This window comes from Achromobacter sp. JCM 18799, from assembly GCF_055395645.1.
Genome location: NZ_AP043866.1, coordinates 823,498 through 840,728, shown reverse-complemented (window position 1 = coordinate 840,728; position 17,231 = coordinate 823,498). Strand labels below are relative to the sequence as shown.

Sequence of the window (17,231 nt, the reverse complement as noted above, 5' to 3'; positions counted from 1 at the left end):
GCTAGCCGTCGCTAGGCGCCAGGTCGGGCGCCGAGCGGGCCGGATCGACCTTTTCTCCCATCCGGAATGCGCGCCAGTCGGCGCCGGCGCCTGACAGCCAATGCCGTACGTAGCACAGGCTCAAGGCGGTGGACAGCACGTCGCCCTGAAATCGCAGATCAGGCTGCAACCGCAGCCAATTGAAGTCCTCGATGGTCCGGATCCTGCTTGCCAGCACTTTGACGCCCTTTCTGGACGCGTGCCCGAGCAAGCTGAAGAACTGCTCCTGCAACGCATCGACCTGGCTGATGCCCGCGGGAATATCCACGCGCAGGCCCACCGCGCGCAGGACGCCGAATGGCGTGGGCGCGCCGGCCCGGCTACAGGGAAGAAGGCGGACGCGCAGCGTGGCCTTGAAATCACCGTAGCGCCGGAAGAACTCGGCGCCTTCGGCGACGCGACTGCTCAACGGGATATTGAACACAACGCGCACGCTCGGGTAAATCGGCTGCGGCCTTTCCCGGAGCAGGGGCCCATCCGGCAGCAAGTTGCTACCCACCTCCGCTATGCGCAGATCGAGGCAAAGCTGTTCGGCCAGGCCTCTCCCCGCGTGCACGTTGAGCGGATGGTCCATGGTCAACGGCGCCAGGCTGCCGCTCTCCTGGAGAATGCGGCACGCGGCCCGCAACGCGGATGCCGCGGCTGCGTGCGATGCGCCCGTGGGCTGGCGGCTCATCCAATCCCCCGCCAGCGCCATTTCGCAGACGGCGCCGCTTGCGTCCAGAATGGGCTGAATCTTCAGCGAACTGCCCGGGCATGGCGTGGCTTCGGTCCTATCGTTGACGTTCATGCGTGTTTTCTGTGATTCCGCCGGCGCGGGAACGGCGCTCAGCCTGCTGGCGCCAGAGTACGGACCGCCGCAAGGCGCTCCCATCATAAGATTCTGATTCTCCAGGTCCTGGAAGCGCCCCCCGTTCGGATGCGCCAGAGCGAGTCTGAAGGACGGCGGCCAGCATTTTCAAAATCTTTTGATGTTCCGTGCCGCCCCCCGTTTCTACGATGGGCTCATGCCCGTCCAGGAATCCCAACCCCTCTCGCATGACAATGTCGAGGTCCCCCTCAGAGGGCCGACACTATTGCTGCATCTGTTCGCCCTCGCGCTCTTGGCGTGCATTGGGGCCGCGGCGGCCCTCTCCCTCTATTGGGCCTTCAGCGACACCGTTTCGGCCTATCGCCGCCAGATGAATGCCGCGGCCTACACCGCGCAGCTCTTTTTCGACCAACGGGAGATCCTGCTGCGCTCCCTGTCCTCTTCCGCGGTGCGCAACTCGGACCGCGCGCCGGTCTCCCAGACACCGCGCTTCTTTGGCAATACGCGGCAGATCGAGGTGTTTCCGCTGCAGGAAGAGCAGGACGCCTACGACTGGGCCCTGATCCTCACTCCCCGCGACCTGAACGACGTAGGTCTTGTCCATACCCAGTTGCTGTACAGCTCGGTGCGCACGGGCCAGACCTCCCTGCTGGTGCCGCTGCCTGGACATGAACAGAACGAGATGGACCCGGCCAAGCAGCGCTGGATTGCGCGCGCGCTGGCGGCAGCCGATCCCAGCCTGGACCCCGCCGGCCGCCATCCGATCGTCTGGCTCAGGCCGCCGATGGATCAGACAAACCGGTTGTACCTGTACACGCCCATGGATTCCACCGCACCGGACTCGGGGTGGATCGGCCTGGAAGTGGTGGATATCGATGCCGCCATCGATCTGTCGCCCCTGATCGGCGGCAGCTACGCCTTGTACGACCAGGACGGCGCACCCGTGCTGCACAGTCCGGCCGCCTCGTTCCTGGCCATGTCCAGCCCGCGCGACGCGCAAGCGGACTCCTTCGGCTGGTGGGGACCCGGGCTGCTGCCCGAGTATGTGGTGCTGAACAAATCCGTCGGCGCGGCAGGCTGGCGGCTGGTCTACCACACGCCAATCAGCCGCATTCTCGGCAACACGGCTGTTGCGGTCCAGGCGACACTGGCCGCCGCGGTCCTACTGCTAGCGGCAGTGGTCCTTGGCGCGAGGCATATCAAGAAAACACTGATCGCGCCGGCCATCCAGCAATACGAAGCCTTGGCCGACAGCGTGTCGCTCACCCGCAAGCTCGTCGAGGTGGCGCCAGTGGGCCTGTGCCTGCTGCGGCGCGCCGACCACAAGCTCATCCTGTCCAATGAACTGGCCCGCCAATGGCTGCTCAGCGATGCCGGCCTGCTGTGCAGCGCGGCCACCTCCGCCGGCCTCAATTCGACGCGCGAGTACGCCTTGCAGGACGGCCGCAACGTCCACATCACGTTTGCCGGCATCACCTATCGCGGCCAGGAGGTGGTGTTGTGCGGCATCAACGACATCACACCCTTCAAGCAGGTAGAGCGCTCGATCATGCGGGCCAAGCTCGATGCCGACGCCGCGAACCACGCCAAGACCGTGTTCCTGACGACCATGAGCCACGAAATCCGGACGCCCTTGTTCGGCATCCTGGGCACGCTGGAAATGCTCGGCCTGACGGCGGTCGACAACCAACAGCGCCAATACCTGGAAACCATGCAGCAGTCCTCATCGACGCTGCTGCGCACCATCAATGACACGCTGGACCTGTCCCGCATCGAAGCCGGCTACCTGGAGCTGGAGTCAGAGGCTTACTCTCCGGCGGAGCTGCTGGACGCCGTGGTCAGCGGCTATGCCGCGCGCGCCGAAAGCAAGGGGTTGCACCTCTATGCGGTGGCCGACGTGCAAGCGCCTGCGTCGGTGCTGGGCGATCTTACCCGCACGCGGCAGATACTCAACAACCTGGTCAGTAACGCCATCAAATTCACGGATTCGGGCCAAATCGTGTTGCGCCTGCGGGTCTTGCGCAGCGGCACGGAGACCGCGACGCTGAGGTTCCAGGTGGCGGACACGGGTGTCGGGATTCCACCGGAACACCACACCCAGTTGTTCGAACCCTACTATCGCGCCGAATCGGGCCAGTCCGGCGCTGTCCCCGGCACCGGACTGGGACTGGCGATCTGCGCGCGCCTGTCGGAGATGATGGGCGGATCGCTCCAAGCTGTCAGCGAGCCCGGCCTCGGCACCAGCATATCGCTGGACCTGACGCTGCCATTGGCCGGCGGCGTCCGCGATGACACGAGGGTCCGCCTGGACGCCACGCCGGTCTTCGTGCGCGGCGCCGTGAACGAAGTCGTCAACAACCTGTGCCACTGGCTGCGCCATTGGGGCGCCCTGGCCCTGCCTTACCAAGCCGAAGACCACAACCAGGCGGAAGCCGGCGTGTTGGTGGATGCCTGGCCGCGGGTCCCGAACCCGTCGCACTGGTCAGGCGCCCGGGTAATTGCATGCCCTCCCGGCACGCTACCCCGCCAGGACCAGGCGCGCAGCAGCTGGATGGCCAACGCCTACAGCCTGGCCGATATCGCCGCCGCGGTGCGCCAGGCGCAGGATGGCGCGGCGGCCAAGGAATCCCTCGAAACCAAGGCCGTGCGCGAGGTTCTGGACATGCGCCTGCTGGTAGTCGAGGACAACCTGGTCAGCCAGCATATCTTGCGGGAGCAGCTGGAACATCTGGGCTGCACCGTGGTTCTGGCCGCCAACGGCCGCGAAGCCTTGGCCCGTCCGGACGTGACCGCTTTTGACGCCATCCTGACCGATCTCCAGATGCCCCAGATGGACGGTCATGAACTGACTCTGGCCCTCCGAAGCCAGGGCTATACCCGCCCCGTCGTCGGTATCACGGCCAACGCATTCACCGAAGACCTGCGGCGCAGCGCCGCCGTCGGCATGACCAAGGTCCTGCTCAAGCCCTTGCCCATAGACGCATTGCGCCAAACCCTCGTTGCCCTTAAGGAAGTCTCATGATGAAGCAGCTCGCCGACTACAGGATTCTGGTCGTGGAAGACCACCCCCTCCAATGCGTCCACATGACGACGCTGCTGGAAGCCGCCGGATTCGCCCCCGCGGACGTCGCTGCATCCGCCGAAACCGCGCTGGAGATGATCGGCGTAGCGCCCTATCACCTCGTGCTGATCGACCTGAACATGCCGGGCATGGATGGCGTTCAGTTCATCGACCGGCTCGCCACGCTGCACCACAATCCCATGCTGGCCATCGTGTCTGCGTGTCCGCGCCGCATCATGAACAGCGTGGCGTTGATGGCAAAGGAAAAAGGCCTGGCGGTGCTGGGCACGTTTGCGAAACCGCTGACGGCGGATCACGCCCGGCAGTTGACCAGCCAACTGCGGCAAAGTCGAACCGAACCGCGCGCTCCGGCCTCGCTGGCCAATACCGATGTCTTGTTCGACCGCGGAACCCTCGAACACGCCTTGCGGCAGGGGCAGCTGCGGGCCTGGTTCCAGCCCAAGAAAGCGCTGGCCAGCGGCCGCATCGTCAGTGCCGAAGCGCTGGTCCGGTGGCAGCACCCCGAATTCGGATTCATGCTGCCAGGATCGTTCCTGTCCGCGGTGAGGCGCCACTCGCTGGACCGCGCGCTGCTCCTGCGGATGCTGGGAGACGCCTTGGAAGCCTACACGCGTTGGCGGCGGGAGGGATACCGGATGCCCGTATCCGTGAACCTGCCGACCCAGCTGCTGGACGACCCGGACCTGCCCGACGAACTCGAGCGCATCGTGCTGGCCGCGGACGTGGCGCCGCAGGAAATCTCTTTTGAATTGCTGGAAGACGAGACAACCACGGTCCAAGGCCAATACTATATGGGCGCAAGCAGATTGCGGCTGAAAGGATTCGGCTTGGCACAAGACGATTTCGGCATAGGATATAGCTCCATGTACAGCTTGATTTGCACTCCGTTCACCGAGCTGAAGATCGACCGGGCCTTTGTCAGCGGCGCCGCCGGCGACGAAGGCCGCGCCGCCGCGCTCGTGTCTTCGGTTCAGTTGGGACGGCAGCTGGGGCTCCAGATCACGGCCGAGGGCGTTGAAACCGGCAAGGACCTTGAGTTTCTCCGGCGCATCGGCTGCGACTGCGCACAGGGCTTTCTGATTTCCGCCGCGGTCGACGCCGATGCCTTCAGTAATCTGCTGGCCCTGGAGCGCCAGGCGATGAACCCATCCTAACGTTGAGGAAGCCGTTCATGCCCTTGCAGGACACGCCATTCGGCAGGATTACGCGCACCTCGCGCTGGTTGAACCTGGCCTTGTTCGGCATATTGCCCCTGGTGCTGGTGCTGGGCAGCGCGCTTTTCTGGGGCCTGCAGCGCATCATCGAACAAGAGCGCGAACGCCTGAACCTGGATTTCACCATACTCATCGGCTATGTCCATGCCCAGGAACAGTTCCTGAACAAGCTGCGCTCGCATAGCCCATCGCTGCCTGCCGAAAACACTTCCACCACGATTTCCCTGCATGCAACGAGCGTCCGCGAACGCTTCGGCATGCAGCTCCTCGATGGGCAGCACAGCAGCGCCGAAATGGCGTTCTCCCTGGCATGCGGGGACCCGTCCGACTGTCCCACGGCCGGCCGGCGGCTGGCGGGCCTGGGCGGCTATCTGGCGAATTTCTACTCCACCTACTGGGCGTCGTCCTATTTCCCCGCGTCCACCAGTTTCCTGGTCAACCAGAACGACAGCATCAGTCTCAGCGTCCCGGCGGTCGACGCGCCGTCCGGCTACGAGATGCTGACCCCGCGCCACTTCCTGGCGGCCACGGACGCCATACGCGCGGAACTACGCCAACTGGATGCGGTCCAGCAACGCCTGATCGATCAGGATCTGCCCGGCTTGCCGGGGCCGGCCAGCGCGGGCCGCATTCATTGGTTCCGTACGGCAGAGCTGCCGGGCAGCATGTTGGGAATGATCTACGCCAACGTCCCGCCATCGGCATGGAGCGGCAGACCGGGGACAACGCCCGCGATCTATGCCGCCACGCTGCTCAGCCACCACCGCATCAGCATCTTTGAAAAAGCGATGAGCCGGCCCCTGTACGGCGGATTCTGGCTGTCGCACCGCGAAGCCGGCATACTGCTGGGCGACGGCGACCGTCCAAGGGTGAGCGAGAACGGGCTGCACTATACGGCCGACGGGCTGGTGCTGCGCACCACCGACTCGACCGGCGTCTGGACCGGCGTGTATCGGGTCGACTATCCCGTTTTCTTCCAGGACAATCTCTGGCTGCCGATCACCGCCGCCTTGCTCCTGCTCTTGAGCCTGGGCGGCGGCTTTGCCTTCGTGCGCTGGTTCAACCGCAGCGTGATCGCGCCTGCGCAGAATGCCCAGCACAAAATCGTCGAACGAGAAGAATTCAGTCGCACGCTGATCGAGACCGCGCCCGTTGCGCTCTGCCTGCTGGCGCGTCCCACGGGCGACATCGTGTTCGGCAACGGCCTGGCGCTGCAATGGCTGGGCGTCGAAGCCGGCCAGCCGCTGGAAAACACGCCGGAGGCCAATCTGCTGCTGCGCCAGGTGCTGGCGGCGACCGCGCCGGGAACCATCGCCAATTTCCATGCCGCCGACGGCCGCCCGCTGTATGTCGCCTATGCACCGACGCGCTACAACAACCGGGATGTCGTGCTGTGCGCCTTTTCCGACATCAGCGCCCGGGCATCGATAGAACGCGCGCTGGCACAGGCCAAGCGGGAAGCGGATAAGGCCAGCGAAGCCAAGTCCACGTTCCTGGCGACCATGAGCCACGAAATCCGCACGCCGCTCTATGGCGTGCTGGGGACATTGGAACTGATGGGGTTGACGCAGCTGGACCGCGAACAACGCCAGCATCTGGAGCGCATGCAAAGCTCGTCGGCGATCCTGCTCCAGCTCATCAGCGACATCCTGGACATCACCAAGATCGAAGCCGGCCAGCTTGTGCTGGAGTCCACGGAGTTCAACCCTCGTGAACTGGTGCAGAGCTGCACCAGCTCCTATGCGGCGATGGCCGAGCAAAAGGGCCTGCTGCTGTTCTGTTGCGTGGACATCGACGTGCCGCCCTGGGTGACGGGCGACGCCGCCCGAATCCGGCAGATACTGGGCAACCTGCTGAGCAACGCCATCAAATTCAGCGAATCGGGGCATGTGATCGCACGCCTGAAGGTTGCAGGCGCCGCGGCCGACCAAACGACCCTCACGCTCCAGGTCGTCGACACGGGCATCGGCATCGGCAAGGACGAACAGACCCAACTCTTCGTGCCCTTCTACCAGATCGATGGCGCATCGCATACGGTGCGAGGCACGGGGATCGGCCTGCCCATCTGCGCGCGCCTGGCCAAGCTGATGGGCAGCGAGATACGGGTGACCAGCGAACTGGGGCTGGGCAGCAGCTTTTCGCTGGAGTTGCCGCTGCGGACCGTACCCGGCCGGCCGCTCGATACGCCCGATCTGCGCGGCGCTCGCGTCCTGGTGCGCAGCCCCAATCGCGAGCTGACCGACAACGTTTGCCTGTGGCTGAATCTCTGGGGCGCGCAGGCCGCCCCCGCTCCGGCCCCCCTGCCCTTGGGCGCGCCCGACGAGGTGCTGCTGGACGTGCTGTTCAGCGGACCCGACCTGGATGCCCTGGACTGGGCCGGCCACCACGTGCTGGCGGCCGCTGGCGTCAAGGCGCCCTCCGCCCGCACCATCCGGGTCATACCCGGCGTGGATCAGATCGCCGCCGGCATCCTGGGCGCCTTGCGGGGCCAGCTGACACCGCCGCCTGGCGCTGCGGAAGCGATCATATTCGCGCCTTTGGGGCTGCGGGTCCTGGTCGCCGAAGACAACCCGATCAATCAGGCGACGTTGCAGAATCAACTGCAACAGCTGGGCTGTACCGCGACAGTGGCCCCGAATGGCGCCGAGGCGTTGACGCTTTGGGGACTGGGAACCTACGACGTGCTGCTGACCGACGTCAACATGCCCCGCATGAACGGCTACGACCTGGCTCGCGAACTGCGCGCCCAAGGCGTCAAGGTCCCTATCATCGGCGTCACGGCAAACGCGATGCGCGAAGAGGAAGAGCGCTGCCTGGATGCAGGCATGACGTCATGGCTCGTCAAGCCTATCGAGTTGCGCACGCTGCGCCGCCATCTGCAGCACCGCAACGCCGGCGCTTCGGGCATCGCGACGGCCATGACCCGCTTGCTTCCCGCGGCAGCCAGCACGCCGCCCCCGGCGTCCATCAAGTTCCGCGCGCTTTTCATCACTACGATGCAGGACGATCTGGAGCAGCTGGAGCAGACACTGGCGGCCGGCGACCTGCACCTGCTGCAAAAGACGCTGCACCGCATCCGGGGCGCGGTCGGCGTCGTGCACATGACAGCGCTGACCCGCAGGCTGGAGGCGCTGGAAGCGGCGCTGCACAACGAAGGACTGAACGCGGTGACGTTCAGCGAAGCCCAAGCCCTGGCCGGCGCGCTGCGACGCATGCTGGCGGAAATCTAAACCCGTTTTCGCCGTGTCCCGGCAGGAACTTGGATTAAAATGAACACACTCGGAAGCCTGGATGGCTTCGGAAGCCGCGCCATTCGATAGCCCATTCATGAGCAAGCCTTTATCTGCACAGGATGTACGTATCATCGTCGCCGATGATCATCCGATCATCTCGCTTGCCGTGGCCGAATCTCTCAACGGGGTTCCGGGCTTCAGCGTCGTGGCGACTGCCCGCTCCGGACTGGAACTCCTTGCGGCGGCCCAAAACCACCCCTGCAACTTGATCGTGACCGACTTCACGATGCAGTCCGACGCAGCGGACGAGGACGGCCTGCGCCTCATCGAGCGCCTGCAGCGCCAATTTCCGCAGATCCCGATCGTGGTCTTCACGATGCTGACCAATAGCGGCATTCTCAGCCAATTGCGGCAACTGGGCGTGGCGGGCATCGTCGGCAAAGACGAACCCATCGACAAGCTGGTGGCGGTATGCGTACGCGCCATGACCGGAGCAGAGACGATCCTGTCGGCCGGCGTCGACAAGCGGCTCAGCCAGAATGATGTGACGATGGGAGGCGCTGGCCGCACCAAGAGCCTGTCGCCCAAGGAACTCGAAGTGGTGCGCCTGTTCGCGCTGGGGCTGTCGGTGACGGAGATCGCGCGCCGGCTGAACCGGTCCGTCGCAACCATCGGCACGCAAAAGCAGTCGGCCATGCGCAAGCTCAACATCGACAGCAACGCCGAACTGCTGCGCTACGCCGACGAACAAGGATTCGCCTGAGCGCTGTCCCGCCCGTCCACGCGTAACGCCCGGCTGCGCTCACCGCGCAACCGGGCGTTGCTTGACGCTGACCGGCCCTTACCAGCGATAGGTCACGTTCAACATCCCGCCTATCCCGCGCTGGTCGCCGCTGCCGGCCAGGCCAGACACCTGGCCCGCCAGATAAAGGGACTTGCCTATCCTGCCCTCGGCTCCCATCTTCAACTCAGCCGCGTCGCGCAACGGCTTGACGCTGAAGCGCCCGTCACCGATCGCGACCTGCGGGGTGCCTGTATTGTGCAGCCAATTGGCCTCCAGGAACGGACGCATCGTCGCCCCAGCCTCGGACTTGCCCAGAGGATAAACGCGCGCGCCGACCCGCGTGGTCACTGAATTCGCGCTGCCGCTCTCCAGCTTCATGCCCGGCAGCCTGGCGTCTTCGGCGTCGTACCGGGTGTAGGCGACTTGAACCTGAGGCTCGACCACCACGGCGGCCAGGGCCGAACCGGGCGCGAACGGCCGCACCGCATAGCCTGCTTCGACCGAAGCCATCCAGGCATGGGCGTGATAGCGCGCCGATCCCAGTTCGCTGCTGATCTGGTTCGAGTAGCGGGCGTACTGCAGCGTGGAGTCCGCATAGGCGCCCAGGCGGGTGACATCATTGGCGTAGGCCGTGGCATACACGCCGACGGAGTAGCCCGTAACCTTGCCCCGCGCTCGCGCGTTCACGGACGAGTTCGAGCCAGGCAGCATGAGCCGCGACGTGGAGTTCGCCCGCGCATCGCCGTAACCCGCCATCACGCCGGCAAACATGACGCCGTCCTGACCCGCGCGGGCGTGCAGCACATCGCCGCCCAACTGCATGACGTAGCTGTCCGTGTCGACGTCGACCTTGCCCTGTGTCATGCGCAGCCCGCTGTCGTGGCTACCTTTCACGCGCGCCCAGAGCGTATTGCCGGCTTTATCCGTCGCATCATTAGCCGACGGGATCCGAGCCACCGCGCGGTCATGCAGGCTGTGCATGAACATCCGCGTCGCCGCCAACTGGTTGCCCAGGTACGCACCGCTTTCCGGCGAGACGTTGACGTAGCCCTCGCCGCCGGGCGGGGTGATCTCGGGCGGCGCCACCGGCCCGCCGGGCTCCGTGACCGGCGGTTCCGGCTTTTCCGGGTCGACCTCGCCGCCTGGATCCGTGATCGGCGGCTCCGGCGTTTCCGGGTCGACCTCGCCGCCCGGCGTATAGACGGAAGTCAGGTACCAGTCTGACGCCACGCCATTGGCGCCGCCGCGCACCAGGCTGTAGTCATAGCCATTGATCGCGATGGTTCCCGCGCTAGCGCGGTAGCCCGTCGACCCGGCGTCCAGGCGAAACGCTTCCGCCGTGGTGGTGCCTCCGTTGATCGTTTCCACCAGCCGGATGCCTTGCGTGGTCTGCCCGCCCGCGCCGCCCGCGTTGACAATACGCATGGCCGTGGTGCCGGAGGTGGAACCGCCGTCGATCACCAGCTTGTCGGTCAGGGAACTATCATCGCCCAGCCGAGTGTTCATGACCAGCGTGCCGCCGCCGGCGTAGTCGTTGACGGTCACCGTCTTGAAGCCCGCGTGCGCGTCGGGTGCGACGAAACTCACCGTGCCCGCGTTGTTCAGGACGCCGAAGGAAGAATCGCCCCGAACGTTCCAGGTGCTGGTGGCGTCCACGCCCAGACTATTGATTCGGCCCCCGCGGGAGATGAGCGCGCCGGTCAACACGCTGGAGTTCTTGAGCGCAACGTCCACTACGCCGCTGTCGGCCAGGATGTCACCGACCAGGGTGGAGCCAGCGGCGTCCAGGTTGACCTGCCCCGCTTCGATGGTCGTGGTATTGCCGCCGCTGGTGACATCGATCGCCCGCGCGTGCAGAAGCAAGCCGCCGTCCTCGACACCGCCACGGCGCGCCGTGACTTGCGCGTCGCGCAGCGTGAAATCATGGTTGCCGCCAGTGACCAGCAACGCCGTGGCGTCCTGCGTGTCGACGCGGCTGCCGTTCGTGAGGAATAGCGTATTGGTGATGTCATCGCCCGTCACGTAGCTCCAGATCCCGAATGCGTCGACGCCTTGGGTACTCAGCTGCGTGCTGTCCAGCATCACGATGGTCCGGTTGCTCATGGCGAGGCCCGTGGCGTCGACGCCGCTAGTGCGCACGACGGTTCCTGTCGCGCTGACCTTCGAGTTGGTTCCGCTGGAAAACAGTCCGTGCGCCACGACGCCTTCGGTTTCGATGGTGGAGTCCGTCAACGAAATGCTGGCGCCGGATACCCGCGCCAGCGCGCCAACCGAACCCGCGCCGCTGGTCTGGATCCGCGTGCCGTAGGTTTCTATGGTGGCCTGGGTTCCCCCTTCGCGCGACGCATATAGCCCATGCGCATTGTTGCCACGCGTGATGATGGAACCCCCGCGCAGGATCGCGCGGCCCCGCCGGTTGTCGATACCGAGCGACTGGGAGTCGATATGCAAGCCGACGGCGTCGAGTTCGCTATCGACGCCGATGAGCCAGATCCCCGCTCCCCACGAACGCGTGGCCGAGATTGAGACGTCGCGCAGCTTGGCCGAAGCGCCGTCCGCGTTGAGATTGATGCCGTACCCGTTGGAACTCGACAGCGTCGCATCGCTGACTTCCACGGCGCCGCCCGGGACGCCGTAAACGCTGTTCGCCATGATCGCGTCGCCATAGGCGGTCACCGAGCCGCCCGCCATCACTAGCCTCCCGCTTTCCGCGTCGATGCCCCTGCCGGAGACAGCCGTGAGGTGCGTGTCCTTGAGCGATAGCGTCGACGTGGCGCCTCTCGCGGCCATCGCGGCGATCGTATTGCCACGAACGCTGGCATTGACGCCTGTCAGTTCGACCCGACCGCCGTTATCGACATAAACGGCGGCGCTGTTATTGGCGGCCGTGGTGATATCGAGGGACTCCGCCGTGATGAGGGAGTTTGCGCCTTCCGCGCGCAATCCGGTGCTGCCGTTGTTTGCCAGGGAGACGCTGCCGCCTTTCAGGGTGACTTTTCCGCCCGACTGCGCGTAAGCCCCATGGGAATACAAGCCCGCGGTGCTGATTTCGGTATTGACGGCCGATATCGAACTGCCCGCGCCCGTCGCATGCAGGCCGTATGCGTAATACCCGGTGCCCACGGTCTGCACGCTGCCGTTGGACAGTTCCGCCGCCCCGCCCTGGCTGGCCTTGACGCCCGGGGTGTTCTGGCCGCCTGCTCCGCCCGCGCTGATACGGATGCCGTCCCCGATCACCTTGTTGCCCGCGATAGAGACAGTGATGGCCGCTCCGGCGCCAGCATGGGTGACCGTAGCCCCGGACTCCAACGTCATCTGCGTGCCGCCCGTTGGATCCGATACATCCACCTGGCCGAGTTCCGCCGCAACGCCGACGACCGGGTAGGCGGGAAGCGTGGCGGCCAGTATGCCGATCATGATGGGGGTGAGATGCTGGTTCATGGTGGATTCCTTGGTCCCTGCCAAGGTCCGCTGACGAACATCGCAAATCACCCGCGATAGTGCATTGCCTATCGATCAATAAGCCTGCGACCTGGACAAGGAGAGAATGAAGAAGAGGCCTCATTCTCTAGAGTCAAGGCTCCAGCAAGAATCATAAGATTATTAAAATCCCATCCCCCCGGCCGGCAACCTCTCTCTACGTGCCCAACCACGCCAACAGCGCCCCAGCCGCCACGCACGCCATTGCCAGCGCCGACCAGGCCCGCCCTGCGCTACGGGCGCCAAATACGCCCACCGCGATCGCGGCATATGCGACAAAACTCAATAGCGTTCCAGTCAGTACGCCCACAGCCGGCGACGCGCCGGCCACGGCCGGCAGAATCAGCGCCAAGGCCGACATCGCCAGGGCCGACACCAGATAGCCGCCCGCGGCGGCCGCCAGCACGCGGCCGCCGGTCCGCCATCGCTGTGCCGCGGTTCCGTCGCCGGCGGGCCGCGCTTTCCGCGGCTGCGCTGCAGCGGCCGTTGGCTCGCCCCCCCAATGCCGCCGCAGCGCGCAAGCCATGTATGCCAGCGCCAGGCCGAAGACGAGCGCGGTGAGTTCCACCGCCGCGAGCAACCCCTCCCCGCTCACGGCATACGCCTGCAAATGCCGCCCGGTGGTCGCCCAGTTCAACACCGGCAAACCCACGCATAGCGCGGCCGCTGCTGCCAGCTGCTCGATCCACGCTTGTCGGGGCTGGCGCCACAACGCATGGGCCAATGAGGCGGTCCACACTGCGAAAAAGAACTGGATCTCTGCGGCGCTGCGCTGGGGCCAGGACGCCGGAATCAACCTGTTGCCGTAAAAGTAGGCGATGCTTGCCAGCGCAATGCCTGCCAGCGCGGCGACGTTGAGGGCCTCGACCCAACGGTAAACCAGAGCCGTGGCCCCGCCGAACTCATGCTCGCTCTTCCTGCGCCGCTTGATGGAGAACAACAGCGTACCGATGGCGATCATGGCGGTGCCCATCAGACCGCTGAAGAAGTACAGCCACTTGATGGTCCATCCGCCGAAATCCGCCTTGTGCAGGGCTTCGATCGTCTCGTGGACCTGCCTGGCTTCAAACCCGTCGTGCTGAGCGGGCACGACCTGCAATACCGCTGCGCTTGCCGCATCGAACGCGACGCGGCTGGCATCGGTGAGCAGCTGCGGGGCCGCGCTGGCCAAGGGCTTGCGGCCGGACACCAGGACCATGCTGCGGGCGTCGCCCGGACGGTCTATGGTGATGCGCGCAGCATCCTGCCCGGTCAGCTCGCGCGCGCGCGATAGCAAGGGATACAGATCCGGCACCCCGCCCAAACCCGGCCCTGCGAGGCCAGGCGCAGGCAGCGCAGGCGCAAGTTCGGCCTGGTAACGGCGATAGGCGCCGGCGTCCCCGCCATACACCGCATGCAGCGGCCACGGCATGTAGCTGGTGTAGAAGAACGCCAGTCCCGTGTACCCGATCATGAACAGGAACGGCAGCGTCAGCACCGCCGTGGCGTTATGGGCATCCAGCCAGCTGCGCAGACCCTTGCCCGGGCGAAAAGTGAAGAAATCCTTGAAGATGCGCTTGTGCACCACCACGCCCGAGACCAGCGCGACCAGCATGCACATGGATATCCAACCCACCAGCCAGTAGCCCGGCAAGCCGCCGTGCAAGGTGTAGTGAAAGGACATGAAATGCCGGCCGCCCTCGGTCTCGCGTATCTGGGGCGGCGGCTGCACCGCGCCAGTCCGGGAGTCCAGCCAGACCTCGTGGCGCGCGCCATCGTCCGTGCGCCAGGACAGCTGCACGGGCCAGCCGGGTCTGGCCGGCAGGGCGATATCCCAGGCGGAAGCAGCCGCGGCGCGGGACGACAACTCCTGCGTTGCCCGCGGCAGCCACTGCTTGGCATCCGCAGCAGCATCAGAGGCGGAGCTGGCCGGCGGCCCCGCTTCCATCCAGCGCGTGATGGGTTCCCGGAACACGCTGAGCGTGCCGGTCAGGAAGATCGCGCACAGCAGCCAGCCGCAAGTCAGGCCGCACCAGGTGTGCAGCCAGGACATGCTTTGACGGAATCCCCCTTTCACAATCGGGTCCGCAGGCCGCGGCGATCACCGACCGACAACCGGCCGGTCACAACGTGCCCCGCAAGGTCAGCATCACGTTGCGGGGCTCGCCGTAATGGTTGCCGCGGCGGATCTGGCTGACCATGCCGTAGTAGTCCTTGTCGAACACGTTCGCCACGTTCAGGCTGGCGGACCAGTGCTTGTTGATGCGATAGCCCGCGCGCAAATCCCACACCGCGCGGCCGGGCGCGCCCATCCGCACCGACATGTCGTCGTAGGCCTTGTACGAGTAGCCGCTTTGCGCCGACACGCCGCCGCCGACGCTGAAGGCATTCCAACGGCCCGGCAACTGGTAGGTGGTGGACAGGCGGAACAGATGGCGCGGCGTTTCCGCGCTGATCGTTTCGCCTTCGTCGTCGCGGCTGGTGACGTAGGTGTAGCCGGCCATCACCTGCCAGCCCGGCGACAATTCCCCGCTGGCTTCCAGTTCAAAGCCCTTGCTGCGCAGGGTGCCGCCGTTGCGATAGCAATTGGGCGAGGCCAGCGAACCCGGGCAGTTGCCAGGGGCAGACATGTCCTCCACGGCGATGCCGGACTTCTTCACCGCGAATACCGCGGCGGATACGTTCAGGCGTCCGTCGTAGAGTTCGCCCTTCACCCCCGCCTCATAATTGGCGCCGATGGACGGGTCCAGCGGCTTGCCCGAAGACGTTACGTAGGTGCTCTGCGGCTGGTAGGTGTCGGCGTAGCTGGTGTAGACCGACCATTGCTGGTCCAGGTCGTAGACCAGTCCGGCATAGGGCGTGAATTCATGCTTCTGCTCATAGTCCCGGGTTCTCGCGCCCGTCAGCCCGTCGTCGGACCGGTACTTCAGCCAGCTGAACTTGCCGCCCAGCAGCAAATGCAATGGCTCCGCCAGTTGCAGACGCATGCTGCCGTACAGGCTGGTCTGCTCCAACTGCGAGGTCTCCTTGCTGTCCCACGCTGGACGCGCCGGCTCAGGGATGGAGGAATGGTCCGGGTGGTACACATTGATGGGCGAGTCGCTGTCCAGATTCGCCGACTTCTGATTGACGCGCTGGCGCGACCAGCTGGTGCCAAGCAGAATCTGGTGCGTGCCGCCCAGCGCCTGGAAACTGCCCGTCGTGTTCAGATCGACGCCATCGCTCTTCACCCGCGCATTGTTGAAGTAGATGGTGTAGAAGCTCGAACCGACGCCAGTCGCCCGATCCACGCCGCCGATCGGAATGGCCACGCGCTGGTCCAGGTCCACCTCGGTGTGGTTGAGAGACAGGCGCAGCTTCCAGTCCTTGTCGAACCGGTGCTCGGCTTCGGCGAACACTTCGTTCACCTGGCCCTTCTGCCGGTTCCAGTCCTGGATCAGCGAGGTCGAGCGTGAAACGTCCAGCGCGCCGCCATCGGTATAGCGCGGCAGGCCGAACAGCCAATAGCCGTCCGTGTCGGTGGCCTGGTGGCGCGCCCCGAACGTCAGCGTGGTGTCGCGCCCGAGATCGGCGTCGATCACGCCGTAGACCAGGGGCGATTTCGACTTCGTGCCATCGTAGAAGTAATGGCGGTCCTGATAAGCGGTCACCAGGCGGCCGCGCACCGTGCCGGACTCGTTGAGCGGGCCGCCGCCATCAAGTTCCATGCGGTAGTTGTTCCAGGATCCGACCGTGGTGGAACCCTCGAAATGGCCTTCGCCGCGCGGGCGCTTGCGCACCATGTTGATCGCGCCGCTGGGGTCCGCCGAGCCCAGCATCAAGCCGGCCGCGCCGCGCAGCACTTCGACCCGGTCGAATACCGCGGTGTCGATGGGCAGCCAGCCTACCGGGGCATAGACCACCCCGGCCACGCCATCGACCAGATAGTTGTTGTCGTCGACGGTGAAGCCGCGTATCGAGAACTTGTGGTTGCCGAAGTTTCTGGCCGTCTTCGTCACGCCGGTGGTCTGCGCCAGCGCCTCGTCCAGGGTGGTCAGGTTCTTGTCGTCCAGCAACTGGCGCGTGAGCACGCTGACCGACTGCGGCGTTTCCCTGACCGACTGCGTCATCTTGCTGATCGTGATGGCGTCGCTCGTGTACGAGCCGGTTCCTTCGGTGGTCGGATTGCCTACGCCGCTGCCGCTGACCGTCACCGACTGCAGCGTCACCGCATCGCCCGACGATTGCCCGATGGCCGTCAAGGTGTACACGTTCGGTCTGGCGCTGTTCACGCGCACGTTGGCGCCGGCCAGCAACTGATCCAGCGCCTCCCGCGGCGTAAGGCGGCCATTGACCGCTGGCGCGCGCTTGCCCGCCACCACGGCCTCATCGAACAGCACCTGATGCCGGGACTGTTCCGAAAACAGCCTCAAGGCATGTTCCAGCGGTTGAGCCGGAATGCTGAAATCCACCTGCGCCTGCTGCTGCGCGTGCACCGCAGCGGGCGACGCCAGGGCGGCCAGCGCGCACGCCACCATCACCGGCATGGCCCTGAGTTGCATGCCCGCCGTCAACGCGCCGCCAGCCAGCGCGTCCTTCAACAATCCCCGTCCCATTCCCGCTCCATCGT

8 protein-coding genes are annotated in these 17,231 nt (G+C 65.5%); 4 read left to right on the top strand and 4 right to left on the bottom strand.

All coding sequences use genetic code 11. The annotated features are described in order from the left end of the window. Window position 1: 1 nt before the first annotated feature. Window positions 2-829 carry a hypothetical protein gene (locus ACZ5YA_RS04130; protein WP_118931935.1) on the bottom strand — a complete coding sequence of 276 codons (828 nt, stop codon included), beginning with the start codon at window positions 827-829 and terminating at the stop codon, window positions 2-4. A 217-nt stretch (window positions 830-1,046) separates the two neighbouring features. Between ACZ5YA_RS04130 and ACZ5YA_RS04125 the strand changes: the two genes are divergently transcribed. The 4 genes from ACZ5YA_RS04125 to ACZ5YA_RS04110 all read left to right on the top strand — a co-directional run bounded on the left by ACZ5YA_RS04125 (window position 1,047) and on the right by ACZ5YA_RS04110 (window position 9,142). After that, entirely contained in the window at window positions 1,047-3,872 is a 2,826-nt protein-coding gene (locus tag ACZ5YA_RS04125) for an ATP-binding protein (protein WP_464092061.1), read from the top strand. Beyond that, complete coding sequence (locus tag ACZ5YA_RS04120) at window positions 3,872-5,086, top strand: EAL domain-containing response regulator (protein WP_464092825.1); 1,215 nt, start codon at window positions 3,872-3,874, stop codon at window positions 5,084-5,086. The genes ACZ5YA_RS04125 and ACZ5YA_RS04120 overlap by 1 nt, the downstream gene beginning before the upstream one ends. 17 nt (window positions 5,087-5,103) lie before the next feature. Beyond that, on the top strand, window positions 5,104-8,376 hold the full coding sequence (locus ACZ5YA_RS04115; protein WP_464092060.1) for a hybrid sensor histidine kinase/response regulator: 3,273 nt from the start codon (window positions 5,104-5,106) through the stop codon (window positions 8,374-8,376). 97 nt (window positions 8,377-8,473) lie between these two features. Beyond that, window positions 8,474-9,142, top strand: a complete 669-nt coding sequence (locus ACZ5YA_RS04110) for a response regulator (RefSeq protein WP_059379794.1) — start codon at window positions 8,474-8,476, stop codon at window positions 9,140-9,142. 78 nt (window positions 9,143-9,220) lie between these two features. On the opposite strand, the gene ACZ5YA_RS04105 is transcribed toward ACZ5YA_RS04110, so the two are convergent. The 3 genes from ACZ5YA_RS04105 to ACZ5YA_RS04095 all read right to left on the bottom strand — a co-directional run bounded on the left by ACZ5YA_RS04105 (window position 9,221) and on the right by ACZ5YA_RS04095 (window position 17,217). Next, a complete protein-coding gene (locus ACZ5YA_RS04105) occupies window positions 9,221-12,604 on the bottom strand; it encodes an autotransporter family protein (protein ID WP_464092059.1) in 3,384 nt (1,127 codons plus the stop codon). A 196-nt stretch (window positions 12,605-12,800) separates the two neighbouring features. Next, a complete protein-coding gene (locus ACZ5YA_RS04100; RefSeq protein ID WP_464092058.1) occupies window positions 12,801-14,675 on the bottom strand; it encodes a PepSY domain-containing protein in 1,875 nt (624 codons plus the stop codon). A 70-nt stretch (window positions 14,676-14,745) separates the two neighbouring features. Continuing rightward, on the bottom strand, window positions 14,746-17,217 hold the full coding sequence (locus tag ACZ5YA_RS04095) for a TonB-dependent siderophore receptor (RefSeq protein ID WP_059379667.1): 2,472 nt from the start codon (window positions 17,215-17,217) through the stop codon (window positions 14,746-14,748). Window positions 17,218-17,231 lie beyond the last annotated feature (14 nt).

Coding starts and splice junctions, on each gene's coding strand:
- ACZ5YA_RS04130 (WP_118931935.1), bottom strand. CDS start 829: ATGAACGTCAACGATAGGACCGAAGCCACGCCATGCCCGGGCAGTTCG.
- ACZ5YA_RS04125 (WP_464092061.1), top strand. CDS start 1,047: ATGCCCGTCCAGGAATCCCAACCCCTCTCGCATGACAATGTCGAGGTC.
- ACZ5YA_RS04120 (WP_464092825.1), top strand. CDS start 3,872: ATGAAGCAGCTCGCCGACTACAGGATTCTGGTCGTGGAAGACCACCCC.
- ACZ5YA_RS04115 (WP_464092060.1), top strand. CDS start 5,104: ATGCCCTTGCAGGACACGCCATTCGGCAGGATTACGCGCACCTCGCGC.
- ACZ5YA_RS04110 (WP_059379794.1), top strand. CDS start 8,474: ATGAGCAAGCCTTTATCTGCACAGGATGTACGTATCATCGTCGCCGAT.
- ACZ5YA_RS04105 (WP_464092059.1), bottom strand. CDS start 12,604: ATGAACCAGCATCTCACCCCCATCATGATCGGCATACTGGCCGCCACG.
- ACZ5YA_RS04100 (WP_464092058.1), bottom strand. CDS start 14,675: ATGTCCTGGCTGCACACCTGGTGCGGCCTGACTTGCGGCTGGCTGCTG.
- ACZ5YA_RS04095 (WP_059379667.1), bottom strand. CDS start 17,217: ATGGGACGGGGATTGTTGAAGGACGCGCTGGCTGGCGGCGCGTTGACG.